Annotated in this window: 17 protein-coding genes; 8 read left to right on the top strand and 9 right to left on the bottom strand. The window is 64.7% G+C overall.

Annotated features, from left to right (window positions below; all coding sequences use genetic code 11):
• Positions 1–67: 67 nt before the first annotated feature.
• The 5 genes from NKI37_RS23280 to tsaD form a co-directional block, all read right to left on the bottom strand.
• On the bottom strand, positions 68–766 hold the full coding sequence (locus tag NKI37_RS23280) for a class I SAM-dependent methyltransferase (RefSeq protein ID WP_023702382.1): 699 nt from the start codon (positions 764–766) through the stop codon (positions 68–70).
• Positions 721–1,146 (bottom strand): EVE domain-containing protein, encoded by a 426-nt coding sequence (locus NKI37_RS23275; protein ID WP_023683904.1) that lies wholly within the window; start codon positions 1,144–1,146, stop codon positions 721–723. Before NKI37_RS23275 ends, NKI37_RS23280 begins: the two co-directional genes overlap by 46 nt.
• 88 nt (positions 1,147–1,234) lie before the next feature.
• A complete protein-coding gene (locus tag NKI37_RS23270) occupies positions 1,235–1,531 on the bottom strand; it encodes a YciI-like protein (RefSeq protein WP_023670486.1) in 297 nt (98 codons plus the stop codon).
• Positions 1,532–1,555: 24 nt separating this feature from the next.
• Positions 1,556–2,572 (bottom strand): NAD(P)H-dependent glycerol-3-phosphate dehydrogenase, encoded by a 1,017-nt coding sequence (locus NKI37_RS23265; protein WP_352787147.1) that lies wholly within the window; start codon positions 2,570–2,572, stop codon positions 1,556–1,558.
• Positions 2,569–3,654 (bottom strand): tRNA (adenosine(37)-N6)-threonylcarbamoyltransferase complex transferase subunit TsaD, encoded by a 1,086-nt coding sequence (gene tsaD, locus NKI37_RS23260; protein WP_352787165.1) that lies wholly within the window; start codon positions 3,652–3,654, stop codon positions 2,569–2,571. Before tsaD ends, NKI37_RS23265 begins: the two co-directional genes overlap by 4 nt.
• 120 nt (positions 3,655–3,774) lie before the next feature.
• Between tsaD and hemC the strand changes: the two genes are divergently transcribed.
• From hemC to NKI37_RS23220, 8 genes are all read left to right on the top strand, one after another.
• Positions 3,775–4,698, top strand: coding sequence for a hydroxymethylbilane synthase (hemC, locus tag NKI37_RS23255; protein ID WP_352787145.1), 924 nt, complete (start codon positions 3,775–3,777; stop codon positions 4,696–4,698).
• Between the two features lies 1 nt (position 4,699).
• Positions 4,700–5,413, top strand: coding sequence for a uroporphyrinogen-III synthase (locus NKI37_RS23250; protein ID WP_352787144.1), 714 nt, complete (start codon positions 4,700–4,702; stop codon positions 5,411–5,413).
• Between the two features lie 112 nt (positions 5,414–5,525).
• Positions 5,526–7,016: a COG4223 family protein gene (locus tag NKI37_RS23245; protein ID WP_352787143.1), complete on the top strand. Its 1,491-nt coding sequence runs from the start codon at positions 5,526–5,528 to the stop codon at positions 7,014–7,016.
• 10 nt (positions 7,017–7,026) lie between these two features.
• Entirely contained in the window at positions 7,027–8,634 is a 1,608-nt protein-coding gene (locus tag NKI37_RS23240; protein ID WP_352787141.1) for a heme biosynthesis protein HemY, read from the top strand.
• Positions 8,635–8,709: 75 nt separating this feature from the next.
• A complete protein-coding gene (locus NKI37_RS23235; protein ID WP_023702389.1) occupies positions 8,710–9,189 on the top strand; it encodes a tellurite resistance TerB family protein in 480 nt (159 codons plus the stop codon).
• Between the two features lie 14 nt (positions 9,190–9,203).
• Positions 9,204–9,920 (top strand): glutamine amidotransferase, encoded by a 717-nt coding sequence (locus tag NKI37_RS23230; RefSeq protein WP_352787139.1) that lies wholly within the window; start codon positions 9,204–9,206, stop codon positions 9,918–9,920.
• A 187-nt stretch (positions 9,921–10,107) separates the two neighbouring features.
• On the top strand, positions 10,108–10,371 hold the full coding sequence (locus NKI37_RS23225) for a YMGG-like glycine zipper-containing protein (RefSeq protein WP_023670477.1): 264 nt from the start codon (positions 10,108–10,110) through the stop codon (positions 10,369–10,371).
• Between the two features lie 56 nt (positions 10,372–10,427).
• A complete protein-coding gene (locus tag NKI37_RS23220; RefSeq protein ID WP_352787138.1) occupies positions 10,428–11,063 on the top strand; it encodes a LolA family protein in 636 nt (211 codons plus the stop codon).
• Positions 11,064–11,093: 30 nt separating this feature from the next.
• Here NKI37_RS23220 and NKI37_RS23215 read toward each other — a convergent pair whose 3' ends face one another.
• From NKI37_RS23215 to NKI37_RS23200, 4 genes are all read right to left on the bottom strand, one after another.
• Positions 11,094–14,297 carry an efflux RND transporter permease subunit gene (locus NKI37_RS23215; RefSeq protein WP_352787137.1) on the bottom strand — a complete coding sequence of 1,068 codons (3,204 nt, stop codon included), beginning with the start codon at positions 14,295–14,297 and terminating at the stop codon, positions 11,094–11,096.
• On the bottom strand, positions 14,294–15,400 hold the full coding sequence (locus NKI37_RS23210) for an efflux RND transporter periplasmic adaptor subunit (RefSeq protein WP_050589163.1): 1,107 nt from the start codon (positions 15,398–15,400) through the stop codon (positions 14,294–14,296). Before NKI37_RS23210 ends, NKI37_RS23215 begins: the two co-directional genes overlap by 4 nt.
• 361 nt (positions 15,401–15,761) lie before the next feature.
• Positions 15,762–17,003 carry an MFS transporter gene (locus NKI37_RS23205; protein WP_023730214.1) on the bottom strand — a complete coding sequence of 414 codons (1,242 nt, stop codon included), beginning with the start codon at positions 17,001–17,003 and terminating at the stop codon, positions 15,762–15,764.
• Between the two features lie 158 nt (positions 17,004–17,161).
• Entirely contained in the window at positions 17,162–18,262 is a 1,101-nt protein-coding gene (locus NKI37_RS23200) for a pyridoxal phosphate-dependent aminotransferase (RefSeq protein WP_023687742.1), read from the bottom strand.
• Between the last annotated feature and the right edge of the window lie 120 nt (positions 18,263–18,382).

Genomic DNA, 18,382 nt, shown 5'->3' with positions numbered 1-18,382 from the left:
GTTCTGGGATAACGACATGCGTATTCTTCAAATCAATGCGCGATGGAACGCCTGTTCGGCAATGCCGTCAAGCGAAGCGCCACACCGTGGTGCGCTTGACCAGGGCGTCCTCCAGCGCCCGCGTCACCGCCACTTCGTAGACGGCGAGCGGCTCCAGTCCCGCCTTCGGCATGTAGGAGCGGCCCGGATCGCCGACGAGGATGTCAGCGCCGCGCGCCTTCAGTGTCGAAAACCACGGCATCAGCGTGTCGGCGAAGGATTTGTCGTAGAAGACGTCGCCGGCCAGCACCACGTCCCAGCCGGCGTCGGTGCCGATGCAGTCCGTGCCGCAAAAGTCGATGGCAACGCCATTGGCCTCTGCGTTGAGGCGGATCGCCGTTTCGCAGAACGGGTCGATGTCGGCGGCGATCACGTGCGCCGCACCCGCCTTGGCGGCGGCGATGGCGACAAGGCCGGAGCCGGAGGCGAAGTCGAGCACGCGTTTGCCCCGCACATCCGACGGATTGTCCAGCACGTAACGGGCAAGGCCCTGACCGCCGGCCCAGGCAAAGGCCCAGAACGGCGGCGGCAGGCCGATTTCAATCAGCTCGTTCTCCGTGCGCTGCCAGAGGTCATGCGCTTCGTCGGCAAGATTGAGGACAATCTCCGGCACATGCGGCGGCGACATAAGCGCCGTGTTGTCGAGAATGAACTTTTTCGCGCTGTTCGGCGTGAGGACCGTCACGGAGCCGGCGTCAGGCCGCCCATGCGGCAGACTTCCTTCCATTCGGCCGGCGTCACCGGCTGTACGGAAAGCCGTCCAAGCCGCACCAGCGCCATCTCGGCAAGCTTCGGATTTGCCTTGACCTGCTCCAGCGTCGGCGGGTTCGGCACGTCCTTGAAGGCGCGGATGTCGACGCATTCCCAGCGCGGATCGTCGGTGGTGCTGTCGGGATGGGCAAGCCCGCAGACTTCGGCAATGCCGACGACGTTCAGCCCTTCATTGGAGTGATAGAAGAAGCCGAGATCGCCGATCTGCATCGCCTTCATGTTGTTGCGCGCTGCATAGTTGCGCACGCCGTCCCACTGCGTGCCGGCCTTGCCCTTGGCCTTCAGCGCCTCGAAGGAGAAGACCGAAGGTTCGGATTTGAACAGCCAGTAGTTCATGTCTTTGCTCCAACTACTATTTTTTGCGCAATTCCGGACGGAAAACCGTTCCACACTTTTCCTGGGATCGCTCTAGGCGCCGTCGGAACTAACTAGCCGCCGGCTTGTTGAAGGTCCAGTTCCACTGGCGGATTTCGACACTTTCGAACAGCCCGGCCTTGGCATAGGGGTCGGCAGCCGACAGCGCCTGCGCACCAGCGAGATCGGGCGCTTCGACGACGACGAGGCTGCCGTTGGGCTTGCCCTCGGCGTCGAGGAACGGGCCGGCAAAGGCCAGTTTGTTGTCGGCGTTCAGGCCTTCGAGAAAGGCGACGTGGACCGGCCGCGTGTCGACCCGCACCTGCAGGCTGCCGGGCTTGTCCTTGCAAATCAACGCAAACAGCATGTTAAACTCCGGTTTGTTAGGGGATCAGAGGTCGGTTTCGGTCTTCAGCGGCCGGGTCATCAATGCCGTGACAGCCTGCCGAATGGTGATCGTGCCGTCCAGTATCGCCGACACCGCAGCGATGATCGGCGCGTCGATGTCGCGCTCGGTGGCGATGCGGGCGGCGATCGCCGCCGTCGGCACGCCTTCGGCGAGCGGCAGTCCGGCCAAGGGCTTGCCTTGCCCCAGCGCCAGCCCATAGGCGAAATTGCGCGACTGGGCCGAAGAGCAGGTGAGCAAAAGGTCGCCGAGGCCGGAAAGCCCCATCAGCGTCTCCGGCTTGGCGCCGAAGGATGCCCCGATGCGGCGCAGTTCGACGAAGCCGCGTGTCACCATGGCGGCCTGCGCGCTGGCGCCGAGCCCAGCGCCGGTGACGGCGCCAGCGGCAATGGCGAAGACATTCTTCAAAGCGCCACCGATCTCGACGCCGATCAAATCGTCGCTGGAATAGCAGCGCAGATTCTGCGCCGAAAAGCGCGCGGCAAGCTCGGCCGCCAAGGCGTCGTCGGGGGCAGCAACCACGACAGCGGTCGGCAGACCCCTGGCCACATCGGCGGCAAAGCTCGGACCGGACAAGGCCGAAACCGGAGTTTCGGGCAGGATCTCACCAACGATCGCCGACAGCAGCGCGCCGGTGTCGCGCTCAATGCCTTTGGCGCAGAGAACCAGCGGGATGCCTTTCGGCATATGGGGCTTTGCCGTCGTCAGCATGGCGCGCAGCGCCTGCGCCGGCGCCACCGCCAGCGCGCAATCGGCATCGGTCAGGGCCGTGCCGATATCGCTCGTCGCCGCAATGCCTGCTTCAATGGCGATGCCGGGGAGATAACGCGGGTTCTCGCCGCGGCGGATCGCGGAAACAGTCTCTTCGTCGCGGGCGTAGAGCTGGACATCGTGACCGGCGCGCAGCATCGCCAGCGCCAGCGCCGTGCCCCAGGCGCCGCCGCCGAGCACGGCGACGCGCCAGCCGGCTCTGTCCCTGCCGCTTGTGTTGCCGGCGCTCATGCTTTTGCTCCGCGCCGGCCGGAGCCGACCATCGGGGCCGAAATGCTGTCCAGCGGCCAGCGCGAACGCGGCACGAAATCGAAGCCGTTCTCTTGCGACAGGCCTGCCCGCAACCGCTCGATCCCGGCCCAGGCGATCATCGCCGCATTGTCGGTGCAAAGCTTCAGCGGCGGCGCGACAAAGGCGAAGCCGGCCTCGGCGCACTGCTTCTGCAGCGTCGCCTTGATCGCTCTGTTGGCGGCGACGCCACCGGCAACGACCAGCGCCGGCTTGGCCTTGTCCGGAAATTCGTCACGGAAGCGGGCCAGCGCGCGGGCCACGCGGTCGCCAAGCGCATCGGCTACCGCCGCCTGGAACGAGGCGCAGATGTCGGCGACATCCTGCTCGCTTAGCGGCTGGATGGCGGTCGCCGCCTGGCGCACGGCGGTCTTGAGGCCGGAGAAGGAGAAATCGGGCTGCGCCGAGCCCCTCATCGGCCGCGGAAAGGCAAAGCGCGTCGCATCGCCCGACATTGCCGCCTTTTCGACGTTCGGGCCGCCGGGATAGGGCAGGCCGAGCATTTTGGCCGTCTTGTCGAACGCTTCGCCGAGCGCGTCGTCGATGGTCGTCGCCCAGCGCTGGTAGTCGCCGACGCCGCGCACGGCGACGATCTGGGTGTGGCCGCCGGAAACCAGCAGCAGCAAATAGGGAAAGTCGAGCCCGTCGGTCAGCCTTGCGGTCAGTGCGTGGCCTTCGAGATGGTTGATGGCGATCAGCGGCTTGCCGGCGGCCGCTGCAATCGCCTTGGCCGTCATCAGGCCGACGATCAGCCCGCCGACCAGGCCGGGGCCCGCAGTGGCGGCAATGGCGTCGATGTCGGCCAGGGCTACGCCCGAATCCGCAAGAGCGGCCTCGACAATGCCGTCCAGCGCCTCGACATGGGCACGCGCGGCGATCTCCGGCACGACGCCGCCGAAGGCGGCGTGCTCCTCGATCTGGCTGAGCACGATGTTGGACGCAATCACCGGCACGGAATCGCCGTCCAGCGTCACCACGCTGGCGGCGGTCTCGTCGCAACTCGTCTCAATGCCCAGAACGCGGATCAATTCGTCGCTGTCTCCAGAGATTGTGTCGCCGGACTTTCCTAGTTAGTAGAGGCGGGCCTCGTTAGGGAGAGCGCCGGAAACGCAAAGCCAGCCGGGGGTTATCACGGACCGCGCGCCATGCAAACTTTGAAAATAGGAACACGCGGCAGCCCGCTGGCGCTCGCCCAGGCGCATGAGACGCAGGCGCGGCTGATGGAAGCGCATGGCATGCCGGCGGAAGCCTTCGAGGTCGTCGTCATTTCGACCAGCGGCGACCGCATCCAGGACCGGCCGCTGTCGGGAGCCGGCGGCAAGGGGCTGTTCACCAAGGAAATCGAAGAGGCGCTGCTGGCCGGCACGATCGATATCGCCGTGCATTCCTCCAAGGACATGCCGACAGTGCTGCCGGTCGGGCTGGAGCTGTCCGCCTTCCTGCCGCGCGAGGATGCGCGGGACGCCTTCATCGGAAAGGCGGTGAAGCGCATTGTTGATTTGCCGCAAGGCGCCAAGGTCGGGTCGTCTTCGCTCAGGCGCCAGGCGCTGATCCGGCGCATGCGGCCGGACCTAGACGTGGTCATGTTCCGCGGCAATGTGCAGACCAGGCTGCGCAAGCTGGAGGAAGGCGTCGCCGAAGGCACGATCCTCGCTTATGCCGGGCTGAAGCGGCTCGGGCTCGGCCATGTCGTCACCGATCTGATGCCGCTCGATGCTTTTCCGCCGGCGCCGGGACAAGGCGCAATCGGCATCGAAACCCGCATCGGCGACAGCGAGGTCGAAAAGATGCTGGTGGCCATCCATGATGTGCCGACAGGCCAGGCGCTGGCCTGTGAGCGCGCCTTCCTGGCGGCGCTCGATGGCTCCTGCCGCACGCCGATCGCCGGCTATGCGACGATATCGGGCGGCAGGCTGGTTTTCGCCGGGCTGATCATTTCGCCCGATGGCACGCAATCGCATGAGGTCAAGGCCGAAGGCTTGGCGCTGGATGCCGCTGACATCGGCACGGACGCGGCCAGGATGGTGCGGGTCAAAGCGGGCGAAACCTTCTTCGACGGCTGGGTCTGATATGCGTGTCCTGGTGACGCGGCCGCAACCTGGGGCGTCGCGAACCATGCGGCGGCTGCAGGAATTGGGATTTGAGCCGCTCCTTCTGCCGCTGACCGAAACGGTGACACTGCGGGTTGGCGCCGATGCTGCGAGCGACAATGCCGTGGCCGTCGCTGTGACCAGCGCAAATGCGGTGCGGCATGCGCCGAAAGAACTCATTCGTGCGCTCGCCGCCTTGCCTTGCCATGCCGTCGGACGCAGGACGGCTGAAGCGGCACGTTCGACAGGGTTCTTGTCGGTCAGCGAAGGGGCGGGCGACGCCGAGCGGCTGGCCGAGGCGATTGCTGCCGGCCTTTCCGGCAAGGCGGTCGTCTATCTCACAGGGCGCGTGCGGTTTCCGGCATTCGAGGCGCGGCTGCGAAAGGCCGGCGTCGAGGTCCGCACCGTCGAAACCTACGACACGATTTCGCTCGATTATTCCGATGCTGAAATCCGTACACGCCTGTCCGATCAGGCGGTCGACGCGGTGCTGCTCTATTCAGCCAAGGCGGCGGCAGCGTTGCAGGCCTTGGCCAGCCGGGCGGAACTGCGCGATCTCTTTGAAAACATGCAGGCTTTTGCGCTCTCCGAGCGCGTGGCAGCGGCGTTTGACAATGCCGCCGGCAAAAAAATACGCATTGCGCGGGATCCGCAGGAGGAGGCGCTGCTTGAGCTGTTGCACCGCGGCGACTGAGCGCCGTGTCATCACGCCGCCCCTTTTCACCTGATGATGATGTGCTAGACCATTTTTCAAACCATCACGCGCCGTCGGGCGCCCAGACGAAGCAGGATTGCGGAGCCCAGGCATGGTCAAGACGCCGAAGATGCGACATTCGAAAAGCCACCGCGAGCCGGTGACCATCGAACTCGAACCCGGCGCTGTCTCGCGCATTGCCGATGCGGATGCCGCCAAGACGGATGTCGCCAACTCGGACGACGTCGAGGCCCCGGCAGAGTCGGTTGCAGCCGAGGATGCCGCTGCCATGGCCAATGCGCAGCCGGAGACGCCTTACGAGCCCGTTCATGCCGATCAGGCCGATCTCGAGCCGTGGGAGCACTCCGATGCCGCGGCACAGGCCGCTCCCGAAAGCGCAGATGCCAAGGCGTCCACCCAGGCGGAGCAGCCTTACCCCACCGCTTCGGATGCGCCACCGCGCGCCAGAACCTCCGACTACAGTTTCGAGGATGCCTCGCCCAAGCCGGGTGCACCCAAGGAAACCCCAAGGACAGCCGGGAACCAGCCCATGGCCGCGCAACCGAAGCGCACGAACGGCATTGCCGCCGGCATCATCGGCGGTGTCATCGCGCTGGCTGCCGCCGGGGGGCTGCAGTTTGCCGGCGTGCTTGGCGCTCCGGGCTCAGGGGCGGGCACGGTCTCGCTCGACGGCGTCAATGGCGAGATCGCTTCGCTGAAGCGCGAAGTCGCCGACCTCAGGGAAGCCAGCGGCAATGGCGCCGCAACGGCCAAGGTCGACGGGCTGTCTTCGGCGCTGGATCAGGTCAAGGCCGATGTCGCATCGCTGAAATCGGCGGTCGAAAAGGGCGGCGCCGGCGACAATGCCGGGCTTGCAGCGCTTGGCGACAAGGTCAAGCAGATCGAGACGGCGGTCGCCGCCCTTGGCCAGGCCGGTGGTGCAGCGCCCGTCGATCTCGCGCCGCTCAATGAAAGACTGGCGGGCCTCGACGCACTGGTGAAATCGGCCGGCGAGGCAGCCAAGGCGCAGGAAGGCAAGATCGCCGCGCTGGAGCAGTCGGTGACGCAGCTCGCCGGCAAGGTCGATGCGCAGGCCTCGCAGCCAAAGATCGCGATGGCCATCGCCGCTTCGGCCTTGAAGGCGGCGCTTGACCGCGGCGCGCCGTTCGCCGCCGAGTTGGAGACCTTCGCGGCGATCTCGCCCGATGCACCGCAGATTGCAGCGCTGCGCCCCTACGCTGAAAAGGGCGTCCCGACCCGCACCGAGATCGCCGGCGAGGCCGACGCCGCGGCCAATGCGATGGTCGCGGCGGCGACGCCGGTCGATGAAAATGCCGGCTTCTTCCAGAACCTTTTGTCGAGCGCCGAATCGCTGGTCAAGGTCCGGCCGATCGGCGCCGTCGAAGGCGCCGGCGCGCCGGAAACCGTGGCGCGCATCGAAGTGGCGGTCAACCAGGGCGACTACGCCAAGGCGCTCAGCGAATACGCAACGCTGCCGGATGCGGTCAAGGCTGCCGGCGCCGACTTTGCCGGCAAACTGAAGGCGCGCATCGACGTCGAGACGCAGGTCGACGCGCTGATTGCAGGTGCGATGAAGGCATGAGGACGACACGATGATCCGCATTCTCATCTTTCTCGCCGCCGTCTTCGCGCTCGGCCTCGGCTTTGCCTGGCTGGCCGATCGTCCCGGCGAGATGGTCGTCACCTTCAACGGTTACCAATACCAGGTCAGCCTGATGGTGGCGGCGGTGGCGATCGTTGCCGTCGTCGCAGCGGTGATGATCGTCTGGTGGCTGGTCAAGTCGCTGTGGAACAGCCCGTACACGATCTCGCGCTATTTCCGCGTCCGCCGCCGCGACCGTGGCTATCAGGCGCTGTCGACCGGCATGATCGCAGCCGGCGCCGGCGACGGCGCGCTGGCCCGCAAGAAGTCCAAGGAAGCCGCCAAACTGATCCGCTCCGACCAGGAGCCGCTGATCCAGCTGCTCGAAGCGCAAGCCTCGCTGCTGGAAGGCGACCATGAGGGCGCGCGGGAAAAATTCGAGGCCATGCTCGACGACCCCGAAATGCGGCTGCTCGGCCTGCGCGGGCTCTATCTCGAAGCCGAGCGGCTCGGCGACCGCAACGCGGCGCGTCACTATGCCGGGCGCGCCGCTTCCGTCGCGCCGCAACTGGCTTGGGCCGCCGAATCGACGCTGGAAGATTTGACCGGGCGCGGCGACTGGGACGGCGCGCTGAAGCTGGTGGAGGCGCAGAAGTCGACCAGGCAGATCGAACGCGACGCCGCCAATCGCCGCCGCGCTGTGCTGTTGACCGCCAAGGCGCAGGCGCTGACCGATAGCGACCCCAATGCAGCCAAGACAGCGGCACTCGAGGCAAACAAGCTCGCGCCCGATTTCGCACCGGCCGCGGTTGCAGCCGCCAATCTTCTGTTCAAACAGAACGATGTGCGCAAAGGCTCGAAGATCCTTGAGGCAGCCTGGAAGGCGGAGCCGCATCCCGAGATCGCCGAGCTCTACACCCATGCAAGGCCGGGAGATGCCGTGGTCGATCGTCTCAACCGGGCGAAGAAGCTGCAGGAGCTGAAGCGCAACAATGCCGAATCGTCGATGACGGTGGCGCGCGCCGCGCTCGATGCGCAGGATTTTTCCACCGCCCGCCGCGAGGCGGAAGCCGCGATCCGCATGGATCGCCGGGAAGGCGCTTACCTGCTGCTGGCCGATATCGAGGAGGCAGAGACCGGCGACCAGGGCAAGATCAGGCAATTGCTGTCCAAGGCGGTCAGGGCGCCGCGCGATCCGGCCTGGGTCGCCGACGGCGTCGTCTCCGAACGCTGGGCGCCGGTATCGCCGGTCAGCGGCAAGCTCGACGCTTTCGCCTGGCGCGCACCGATGGAGCGGCTGGGCCAGCTCATCGACAGCCATGAAGAAGCGTCCGAAGCCGATGTGCCGGTGCTTGCGGCACCCGCCAAGCCGGCAAAGGAAGCCGAAGTGATCGATCATCCCGCCGTTGCCAGGACGAGCAGCGAGGCGCCGACCGAGCCGAAGCCCGCTGTGGGCGATGACCAGGTCACACCGGTCACCGCCGCCGCTTTCGCCGCAATACCGCCCGATGCCGAACCCGTCGAACCTGCCGAGGAACTGGCTCGGCTGCCCGACGACCCTGGCGTCGACCCCGACGACGAAGCGGAGAAGTCACCGCGCCGCTTCCGCCTGTTTTGATCCCTGAAGCATGATCCCAAAAAGTGGATAGCGGTTTTGGAAAAGATCATGCTCCAATAAAGTGAAGTGAGCACCATGTTCGAACGCGTCCTGGCCTTTCTGAAAGACCTGCCCTCCGGGGCTGGGGCTCGCGCCAATGCGGACGATCCGCGCGTTGCGGCGTCGGCTTTGCTCTATCATGTGATGAATGCCGACGGCGTGCGCCAGGATGTCGAGTGGGAGCGGTTCAAGCAGGTGCTGGCGCAGAGCTATTCGATCAGCGGCGACGAGCTCGATGCACTGGCTGCCGCCGGCGAGCGCGCCGACAATGAGGCGATCGACCTCTATGCCTTCACCAGCGTCTTGAAGCGCCATCTCGACGCCGAGGCGCGCAAGGCTTTCATCGGCCTGATGTGGGAAATCGTCTATGCCGACGGCGAACTGCATGAACTGGAGGACAACACCGTCTGGCGCGTCGCCGAGCTAATCGGCGTCGAGCGCCAGGATCGCGTCGAGGCGCGCCGCAAGGCGGCGGCCGCCGCGCCCGGCGCCAGCGGAACGTCGAGCGACGAATAGGATTCTGCCTTTCCATGCCGCCCAGACCGAGCTCGAAACCAAAAATCCTGATCGTGCTGCATCAGCAGACTTCGAGCCCCGGCCGGGTTGGCCACATGCTGCTCGAGGAAGGTTTCGACCTCGACATCCGCCGGCCGCCTCTCGGCGACAGCCTGCCGGAGACGCTGGAGGGACACGCCGGCGCCGTGGTGTTCGGCGGGCCGATGAGCGCCAATGACGAAGATGAGTTCGTCCGCCGCGAGACCAACTGGCTCAATGTTCCGCTAAAGGAGAACCGGCCCTTCCTCGGCATCTGCCTTGGCGCGCAGATGCTGGCCAATCATCTCGGCGGCAAGGTCGAGGGGCATGGCGAGGGGCTGGTCGAGATCGGCTGGTATCCGCTGAAGCCGACCGAAGCCGGCAAAAAGCTGCTGCCCTGGCCCGACATGGTTTACCAGTTTCACCGCGAAGGCTTTTCGCTGCCCAGGGATGCGACGCTGCTGGCCACGGCGGAAACCTACCCCAACCAGGCTTTTCGCTATGGCGACAATGCCTGGGGCATCCAGTTCCATGGCGAACTGACCCAGTTGATGATGCAGCGCTGGGTGGTGCGCGGCGCACACCGTTTCGAATTGCCCGGCGCGCAGCCCGGCCGCGACCATCTCGGCGGCCGGCTGATCTGGGATATGCACCTCAAGCGCTGGCTGAGCGAGTTTTTGAGCCTGATCTTCGGCAAGCCTACTGAGGGATAGAGCAAATCCAACTACTCTGAACGGCCGAGCTTGCCCAAAGACGACTTACCTCTGGGAGGCGTGTACGATGGATCCGGGACCTTAGCCCGTTCCCGCAGATTTGGATTGCGCCCCAAACACTCCGATGGATCGAAAAACTCCGTGGCGCATTTAAGCTTCGGCTAATAACGGCCCCAGGAGAGAACCAATGAAGAAGACGCTGCTCATTTTAAGCCTACTCATTCCGCTCGCGGCATGCTCCCGCACCGAACAAGGCGCTGCCGTCGGTGGTTTGGGTGGCGCAGCTGTAGGCGCAGCAGTGGCCGGCGACCCGGTAAAAGGGGCCGTTGTTGGCGGTGCGGTCGGAGCGCTGGCCGGGGCGGTCATCGGGCACGCCAGCGAAGCCGGCCAGTGCAGATATCGCGGTCGGAACGGTCGAGTTTACGTTGCTCAGTGCCCGGACGGCTACTGATCTCAAAGGCGCGTGATCTCTTTCGATCACGCGCCTGCTCGGGGTAGGATAACTGAATGGCATATAACAGCAAAAGACTGCTGGCTTTCTGGTTAGCCGTTGTCAGCGCTGTCGCGATAAACGCCGAACTTTCGACCGCGGCCTTGGCCGCACCTGTAGAAGCGAAGACGATTGCCGATCACTTCTCATCGGTAAAGTCCATGTCCGGGGACTTTGTCCAGTCGGGCCCAAGAGCGGAGAGGACCAAAGGGAAATTTTTCCTCCAGCGGCCGGGCAAGATCCGGTTCAACTATGCAGGCCAATCAGGGGTCAGCGTAATTGCAGATGGAAAATCCTTGGTGGTCTATAACAAGAAGCTCAAGACATCGCGGCTTTATGCTCTCTCGAAGACGCCGCTCAAGCTGCTCCTCGACAATCAGGTCAACTTTTCCGGCAATCGCCTCAAAAGTATCAAGGACGATGGCGCCCAGGTGATCATCAGGCTGGCCGACAAGTCGGCCTTCGGCAATTCGAATATCACTATGGTGTTTGACAGGGAATCGCTCGATCTACGCAGATGGACCCTGACTGACGAGAGGGGCCTTACCTCGACAGTCACCATATCCAACGTGAAGCAGGGCGTTCGCGCTCCTGCGGGCACCTTCACTATCAACTATGCTGCAAACCGTGAATTCAACACCAAAACGAAATAGTCGGCAGCGCCACGAACTGCCCGTGTAACACTACTCGGCGGCCGTCTCGGACGGCACCTCTGCCGGTGCCGAAGACTCGGCCTCGGCATGCGGCTTGCGCCGTGAGAACAGCGACCTGAGCGTGACGTAGAACACCGGCGTCAGGAACAGGCCGACGAAAGTGACGCCCAGCATGCCGGAGAACACCGCGGTGCCGAGCGACTGGCGCATTTCCGCGCCCGGGCCCGTCGCGATCATCAGCGGCACGACGCCGAGGATGAACGAGAAGGCGGTCATCAGGATCGGCCGCAGCCTGAGCCGGCAGGCTTCGACGGCAGCCTCGGCTGCCGACAGGCCGCGTTCCTGGGCCTGCCGCGCGAACTCGACGATCAGGATCGCGTTCTTGGCGGCAAGCCCGATCAGCACGATGAGGCCGATCTGCACGAGGATGTTGTTGTCCAGCCCTCGGAACGACACGCCGAGCAACGCTGCGAGCACGCCGAGCGGCACCACCAGCACGATGGCGAACGGCAGCACCCAGCTTTCATATTGCGCCGCCAGCGCCAGGAACACGAACAGCACCGACAGTCCGAAGATATAGACAGCGGCATTGCCGGTGTTGCGCTCCTGATAGGCGAGTTCGGTCCATTCGTAGGAGGTACCGGCCGGCAACGTCTGTGCCGTGATCGCTTCCATCTTGGCAAGCGCATCGCCGGTGGAAACACCGGGCGCGGCGTTGCCCTGCAGCGGCACGGAGACGTACATGTTGTAGCGCTGGACCAGCGCCGGGCCGGTGACGTCGCGGATCTCGATCAACGTGCCCAGCGGAACCAGCGCGCCGGTCGCCGAGCGCACCTTCAGTTTCAAGATGTCGGCGCGATCGAGGCGGAACGCCTGGTCGGCCTGCGCGCGCACCTGGTAGACGCGCCCGAAAGCGTTGAAGTCGTTGACGTAGGCGGTGCCCAGATTGATCGACAGCGTCTCGAAGATGTTGGGGATCGGCACGTTCAGGATGCGCGCCTTGTCGCGATCGATCGCCAGGAAGAATTGCGGGCTGGACGCGGAGAAGGTGGTGAACACGCCGGTCAGCCCCGCCGTCTTGTTGGCCTTGCCGGCAATTTCATAGGCAAGCGCCAGGATCTGCCGCATGTCGGCGCTGTTGCGCTCCTGGATCTGCAGCTTGAAGCCGCCGGCATTGCCGACGCCGCGGATCGGCGGCGGCGGCAGTGCGATAATGAAGGCTTCCTTGATGCTTTGCAGGCTGCCGAACAAATTGCCGATGACCTGGGTCGCGGACTGGCCGGCTTCCAGTCGCTCGTCAAACGGCTTGAACCTGGCGAAGATCACGCCCGCGTTGCTGGCATTGGTAAAGGTGGCACCGGAGAAGCCGGCGAAGGCGACCGCGTAGTCGACGCCCGGCGTTTTCTGGATGATCTGCGACGCCTGCTGGACGACGGCATCGGTCCGCGATAGCGAGGCGCCGTCCGGCAACTGGACGACGACGATCGCATAGCCCTGGTCGAGCGACGGAATGAAACCGCGCGGCACCGTCTGAACCATATAGACCGTGGCGTAGATGAGGGCCGCGAAAACGGCCAGCGTGGCGGCGATCGCTATCCGCGAGCCGACCAACACGCGCACGATGCTCGAATACCAATGGGCGACCTTGTCGAAGCCGCGATTGAAGCCGTCGGCGAGCGCCCGTCCGAACCGCGCCAGGAAAAAGCGCGGCGGCGCCGCAGCAGTGTGGTGCGGCTTGAACAGCAGCGCGGCCAAGGCCGGCGAGAGCGTCAGCGAATTGAATGCCGAGATCGCCGTCGACACCGCGATGGTGATCGCAAACTGCAGGTAGAACTGCCCGGAAATGCCGGGAATGAAGGCTGTCGGCACGAACACGGCTATCAGCACCAGCGAGATCGCGATGACCGCCGTTCCGACTTCGTCCATGGTCAGATGCGACGCCGGATTGGGCGCCAGCCCGCTGGCGATATTTCGCTCGACGTTCTCGACCACGACGATCGCATCGTCGACGACGATGCCGATGGCCAGCACGAGGCCGAACAGCGTCAGCATGTTGAGGGAGAAGCCGGCGGCGTAAAGCACCGCCAGCGTGCCGATCAGCGACACGGGGATCGCCACGATCGGCACGATCGCCATGCGCCACGATTGCAGGAAGACGATGATGACGATGATGACCAGAACCATCGCCTCGAGGATCGTCTTGTAGACCTCCTGGATCGACTCGGCGACGAACTCGGTCGGATTGTAGACGATGTCGTAGCTCAATCCCTTCGGGAAGTCCTGGGAAAGCTCCTTCATCTTGTCCTGGATCTCCGCGGCTGCGGCGAGCGCATTGGTGCCTGGCCGCTGGAAGATGGCGAGCGCCACCGCCGGTTTGCCGTTGAGATAGGAGTTGGTGACGTAATCCTTGGCGCCGAGCTCGATGCGCGCCACGTCCTGCAGCTGGATCAGGCGGCCGTCTTCGGCCGATTTGACGATCACGTATCGGAAGTCCCGTGCGTCGTTGAAGCGGCCTTGCGTGGTGACCGTGTACTGGAACGCCGTGCCGGTATTGGTCGGCGGCGCGCCGATGGAGCCGCCTGACACCTGGACGTTCTGGTCGCGCAGCGCCTGCACCACATCGCCCGAGGTCATCCCCAGGGCGGACAGTTTTTCCGGATCGAGCCAGATGCGCAGCGAATATTCGCGTTCGCCAAAGATGATGAGGTCGCCGACGCCGTCCAACCTGAGCAGTATGTCGCGCACCCGCGAGCGGGCGTAGTTCGAGACGTAGAGCTGGTCGTAGGTATTGTCGGGCGACAGCATGTGCACGACCATCATCAGGTCGGGCGAGCTCTTGATGGTGGTGATGCCGAGGCGGCGGACTTCTTCGGGCAGGCGCGGCTCGGCGACCGACACGCGGTTCTGTACCAGCACCTGCGCCTGGTCGAGATCGGTGCCTAGCTTGAAGGTGATGGTCAGCGCCATCGCCCCGTCGCCCGACGAATAGGACGACATGTAAAGCATGCCCTCGACGCCGTTGATCTCCTGCTCGATCGGCGTTGCCACCGTCGCTGCCACTGTCTCGGCGTCGGCGCCCGGGTACTGGGCGCGAACGACGATGGTCGGCGGCGCGATCTCGGGATATTGCGCGATCGGCAGCTGGGTATAGGCAATCCCGCCGAGGATCAGCAGGACGATCGAAACCACCGATGCGAAGATCGGACGGTCGACGAAGAAATGGGCGAACCTCATTGCTGCAACCCGGCGGTCTCGACCTTGGGCGGCAACGTCACCATCTCGACTTTCACCTTGGTGCCGGGCCTGGCGTGCATCAGCCCGTTGACGATGATCGTCTCGTCGCCGGTCAGGCCCGCGCGGATCACCCGGTAGCCGTCGAGAAGCGGGCCGGTGCGCACGGGCTTCGCCGACACCATCCCGGCCTCATCCACCAGGTACACGATGCGGCGATCCTGATCGGCGCCGACCGCCTCGTCGGGCACCAGGACGCCGCTATGCGGCAGCGACCCCGGCACGTTGATGCGCCCGAACATGCCTGGCTGGAGAACGCCGTCGGCGTTGGCAAACCTTGCACGCACCCGCATGGTGCCGGTCGCGTTGTCGATCCGGTTCTCGGCAAAATCGAGCTTGCCCTTGAATACCGCCTCCGCGCGGTCGGCGACGCGAACCACCACCTCGAGCCCGCCGGCGCCTTCCTGCATGCTGCCGCCGCGCTCCTTCGCGTCGCGGGCGTAGCTGAAATACAGGCGCTCATCGACGTCGAAATAGAAGTCGATCGGATCGCGCGTGACGATAGTCGTCAGCAAGGTGGAATCCGGCTGCACGAGGTTGCCGACCGACACCAGCCGGCGGTCGATGCGGCCGGACAAGGGCGCCTTGATCTCGGTGAACTCCAGGTTCAGGTTGGCCGTCGTCAGCGCAGCCGTCGCGCCTTGCATCTGCGCCTGCGCCGAAAGGTATTCCCGCCGACGGTCGTCGACCGTCGCGGCCGAGATATTGCCGGTCTTGGCGAGTTCATCGGCGCGATCCAACTGCATCTTGGAGAATTCGAGCAGGGACTTGGCGACGTCTACTTGCGACTTGGCGGCATCGTAGGCCGCCTGGTACGGACGCTGGTCGATGGTGAAGAGCAGGTCGCCCTTGTTGACCAGTGCGCCGTCCTGGAAGCTGATGTTGTCCAGATAGCCGCTGACGCGCGAACGGATGGCGACCTCGTCGACGGCTTCGAAGCGCCCGACGAACTCGTCGTCTTCGACGATTTCACGCACCACCGGCTTGGCCGCCGTCACCACCGGCAGTTGCTGGTCCTGCGCAAACGCGTTGCTGCTGAAAGCCATGCCGAGCAGGAATGCCACTGGGACGGCGGAGCGGGCCAGCCAGCCGACCGATCGGCTGGGTCGCCCGCTTGCGTCGCGATGCGATTGCCGATTCCCTGAAGTGTCCATTTGCGTCCCCGCTAGCTGGACCCGGAGGTCGGGTGGTTCTCTTCTATATTTAAGGTTTCTCGTCGAGACCAGAGCACTGCAGTATTGTGCATGGCAACATAATCATTTTCCATATGGACTGAAATGTCCACCCTGTGGCTGCCCCGCCATCTGGCTAGTTCGCCCAGAACCGGCCCATCCGCTTCCGGCCCATCTCAGCCGTCATCGGCGCAAGCTGATTTGGACCGAGCGCCGGATCCTGCGGCTTACTCGATCAGTTGCGGCTGTTGAGATGCCGCACCCTTCGCAGTTGCGGAAACAGCACCGCCCACAGTCCGGCGACGGCAATCGCACCGACGCCGCCGATCACCACCGCCGGCACGGTGCCGATCAGCGCCGCCATGGTGCCGGCGCGGAACTCGCCGACTTCGTTGGAGGCGCCGACGAAGACCTGGTTGACGGCGTTGACGCGGCCGCGCACCTCGTCGGGTGTCCACAGCTGGATCAGCGTCTCCCTGATATAGACGCTGAACATGTCGGTGGCGCCGAGGCCGGCAAGGGCCAGGATCGACAGCCAGGTGATGGTCGAGACGCCGAACAGCACGGTGAAGGCGCCGAACCCGGCGACGAAGCCGAGCATGATCTTGCCGGCATTGTCGCGCAGCGGATGCCCGGCAAGCCAGACCGCGACACAGATGGCGCCGATGCCGGGCGCCGAGCGCAGCAGGCCGAGTCCCCACGGGCCGAGTTCCAGAATATCGCGGGCATAGACCGGCAGCAGCGCCGAGGCACCGGACAGAAGCACGGCGAAGAGGTCGAGCGAGATGGCGCCCAGGACGATCTTCTCGCTCCAGATGTATCGGAAGCCGGCAAACAGCGTCTCCATCGTCGGCTTGTCGGTGGCGCTCTGCTGGGCCGGTTTCGGAATGGTGAAGATCAGCAGACCGGCCACCAGCATCAGCACGGAGGCAACGGCGTAAGCGGCTTCGGCCGAGACGCCATAGAGCAGGCCGCCGGCGACCGGGCCGACAATGGTCGCCGTTTGCCAGGCGGACGAGTTCCAGGCGATCGCATTGCCGAAATCTTCCGGCGGAACAAGGTTGGCGAACAGCGACGACGAGGCCGGCCCATAAAAAGCGCGCGCCAGGCCGAACATAGCCAGCACGATGAAGATCGGCAGCGGGCTGACGAGACCGCGCAGCGTGAAGTACAACAGGACAAGCGCACAACCTGCCTCGACTACCGTCGCCAGCGCCATGATCAGGCGGCGGCCGAAACGGTCGGCGACAACGCCGGTGACCAGCACCAGCAGCAGCGACGGCAGGAACTGGACGATGCCGACAATGCCGAGATCGAAGGGATCGCGCGTCAGATCATAGATCTGCCAGCCGACGGCGACGGACACGATCATGGTGGCGAAGGTGGTCAGGAAACGCGCCGCCCAATAGCTCAGGAAGGAGCGATGGCGGAAGGCGGCGTAACGCCGGTCAGGCGGTGTATGGGAATGGGATGTCATGGATACAGGCCCCGTTGCTTGCATTGGCCGGCGGGGCACTTCCCGGAAATGGGCGCTGTTCCGGCCAATGAAACTTATCAAAGTTCGGGGCGCGTATGCGTGAAAATCGGGCCTGGATCAAGCGGTTTTCCAGCCGCTCGCCCGATTGGACGCGGACGTTACTGCCTCAGCGCGGCGGTGATGGCGTCGAGGCCGCCCTGTAATTCCGCCTCTTTCGGCCAGCCGAAACCGACGCGGAAGAAGCGCTTGGGCATATCGAACCAGTGGCCGGGACCGACATAGGTGCCGTGGTTTTCCAAGAGATTGACGTAGAAACGGTCGAGGTCGAAGTCTGGACTGACATTGAGCCTTGGAAATCCGACGACGCCGCCTTGTGGCCGCACCCAGTCGACCAGCGGCTCGCGGTCGATCCAGTCTTGCACGATGTCGCGGCGTTTCGCCATCTCGGGCAGCAGCGCGCCCAAGAAAGCGTCGCGGCGCCCCAGCATGCCGCGCGCAATGCCTTCGTCGATGACGCTGCCGCAAATGCCGATCTGCTCCTTGGCGGCGAGGAAGCGCTCCTGCAGTTCGGCATCGCTGGTGATCAGCCAGCCAATGCGGATGCCGGGAATGCCGAAGGCTTTCGACAGCGACGAGACGCTGATCGCCTTGGGGCTGAGAGAAGCCGCCGCCGGCAGGCGCTGTCCATAGGAGAGGTCGCGATAGGTCTCGTCGACCAGCAGATGGCAGCCGCTCGCTTCGGCCAGCGCAATCAGCGCGTCGAGATCGGCCCGGCCCATCATCGTGCCGGTCGGGTTGTGCGGGCAGGTGACGCTGATCAGCTTGGTGTTCGGTTGCATGCTGGCGGCGACGCGGCCGAAATCGATGGCAAAGCCTGCGTCGAAATCGAGATCGACATAGGAGATGGCGCAGCCGATCGCCTTGGGGGTCTCGATGTTGGTGGCGTAGTTCGGCCGGACGACGACAAGGTGGTCGCGCTCCGACAGAAGCGAGGTCGAAATGATGAAGAGCGCGCCCGCCGCACCGGCGGTCACCAGAACATCGTCAGGCGAAATGCCGGAATCCTGCGCCGCGATCAGCGCCCGCAACTCCTTGTCGCCGCGATGCTCGCCGTAGAACAGCGTGAGATCCGGCAGCGACAGGCCGACGTCGGAAAGTTTCTGATCGGCGATCGAGCTTTCGGAGAGATTGAACCGAATGCGATCGTAGCCGTATTCCTCCGGCGCCTCTTTCTCGATCACCATTCTGGCGTAGTTCATGGCTGCTCCCCCAAAGTCCTGACACTCAGAGGTACAAGCCATAAAAGCACGAAGCCTGCCAAGGCTCATTCGCTGGCAGGCTTCTGTTCCAGTCGTCCAAACGATTGGCTCAGCGCCGAG

Source organism: Mesorhizobium sp. M0626 (assembly GCF_040320665.1).
GTDB lineage: Bacteria > Pseudomonadota > Alphaproteobacteria > Rhizobiales > Rhizobiaceae > Mesorhizobium.
Note: the sequence above shows the minus strand (reverse complement) of the source record. Positions and strands in the feature narration are given on the sequence as shown.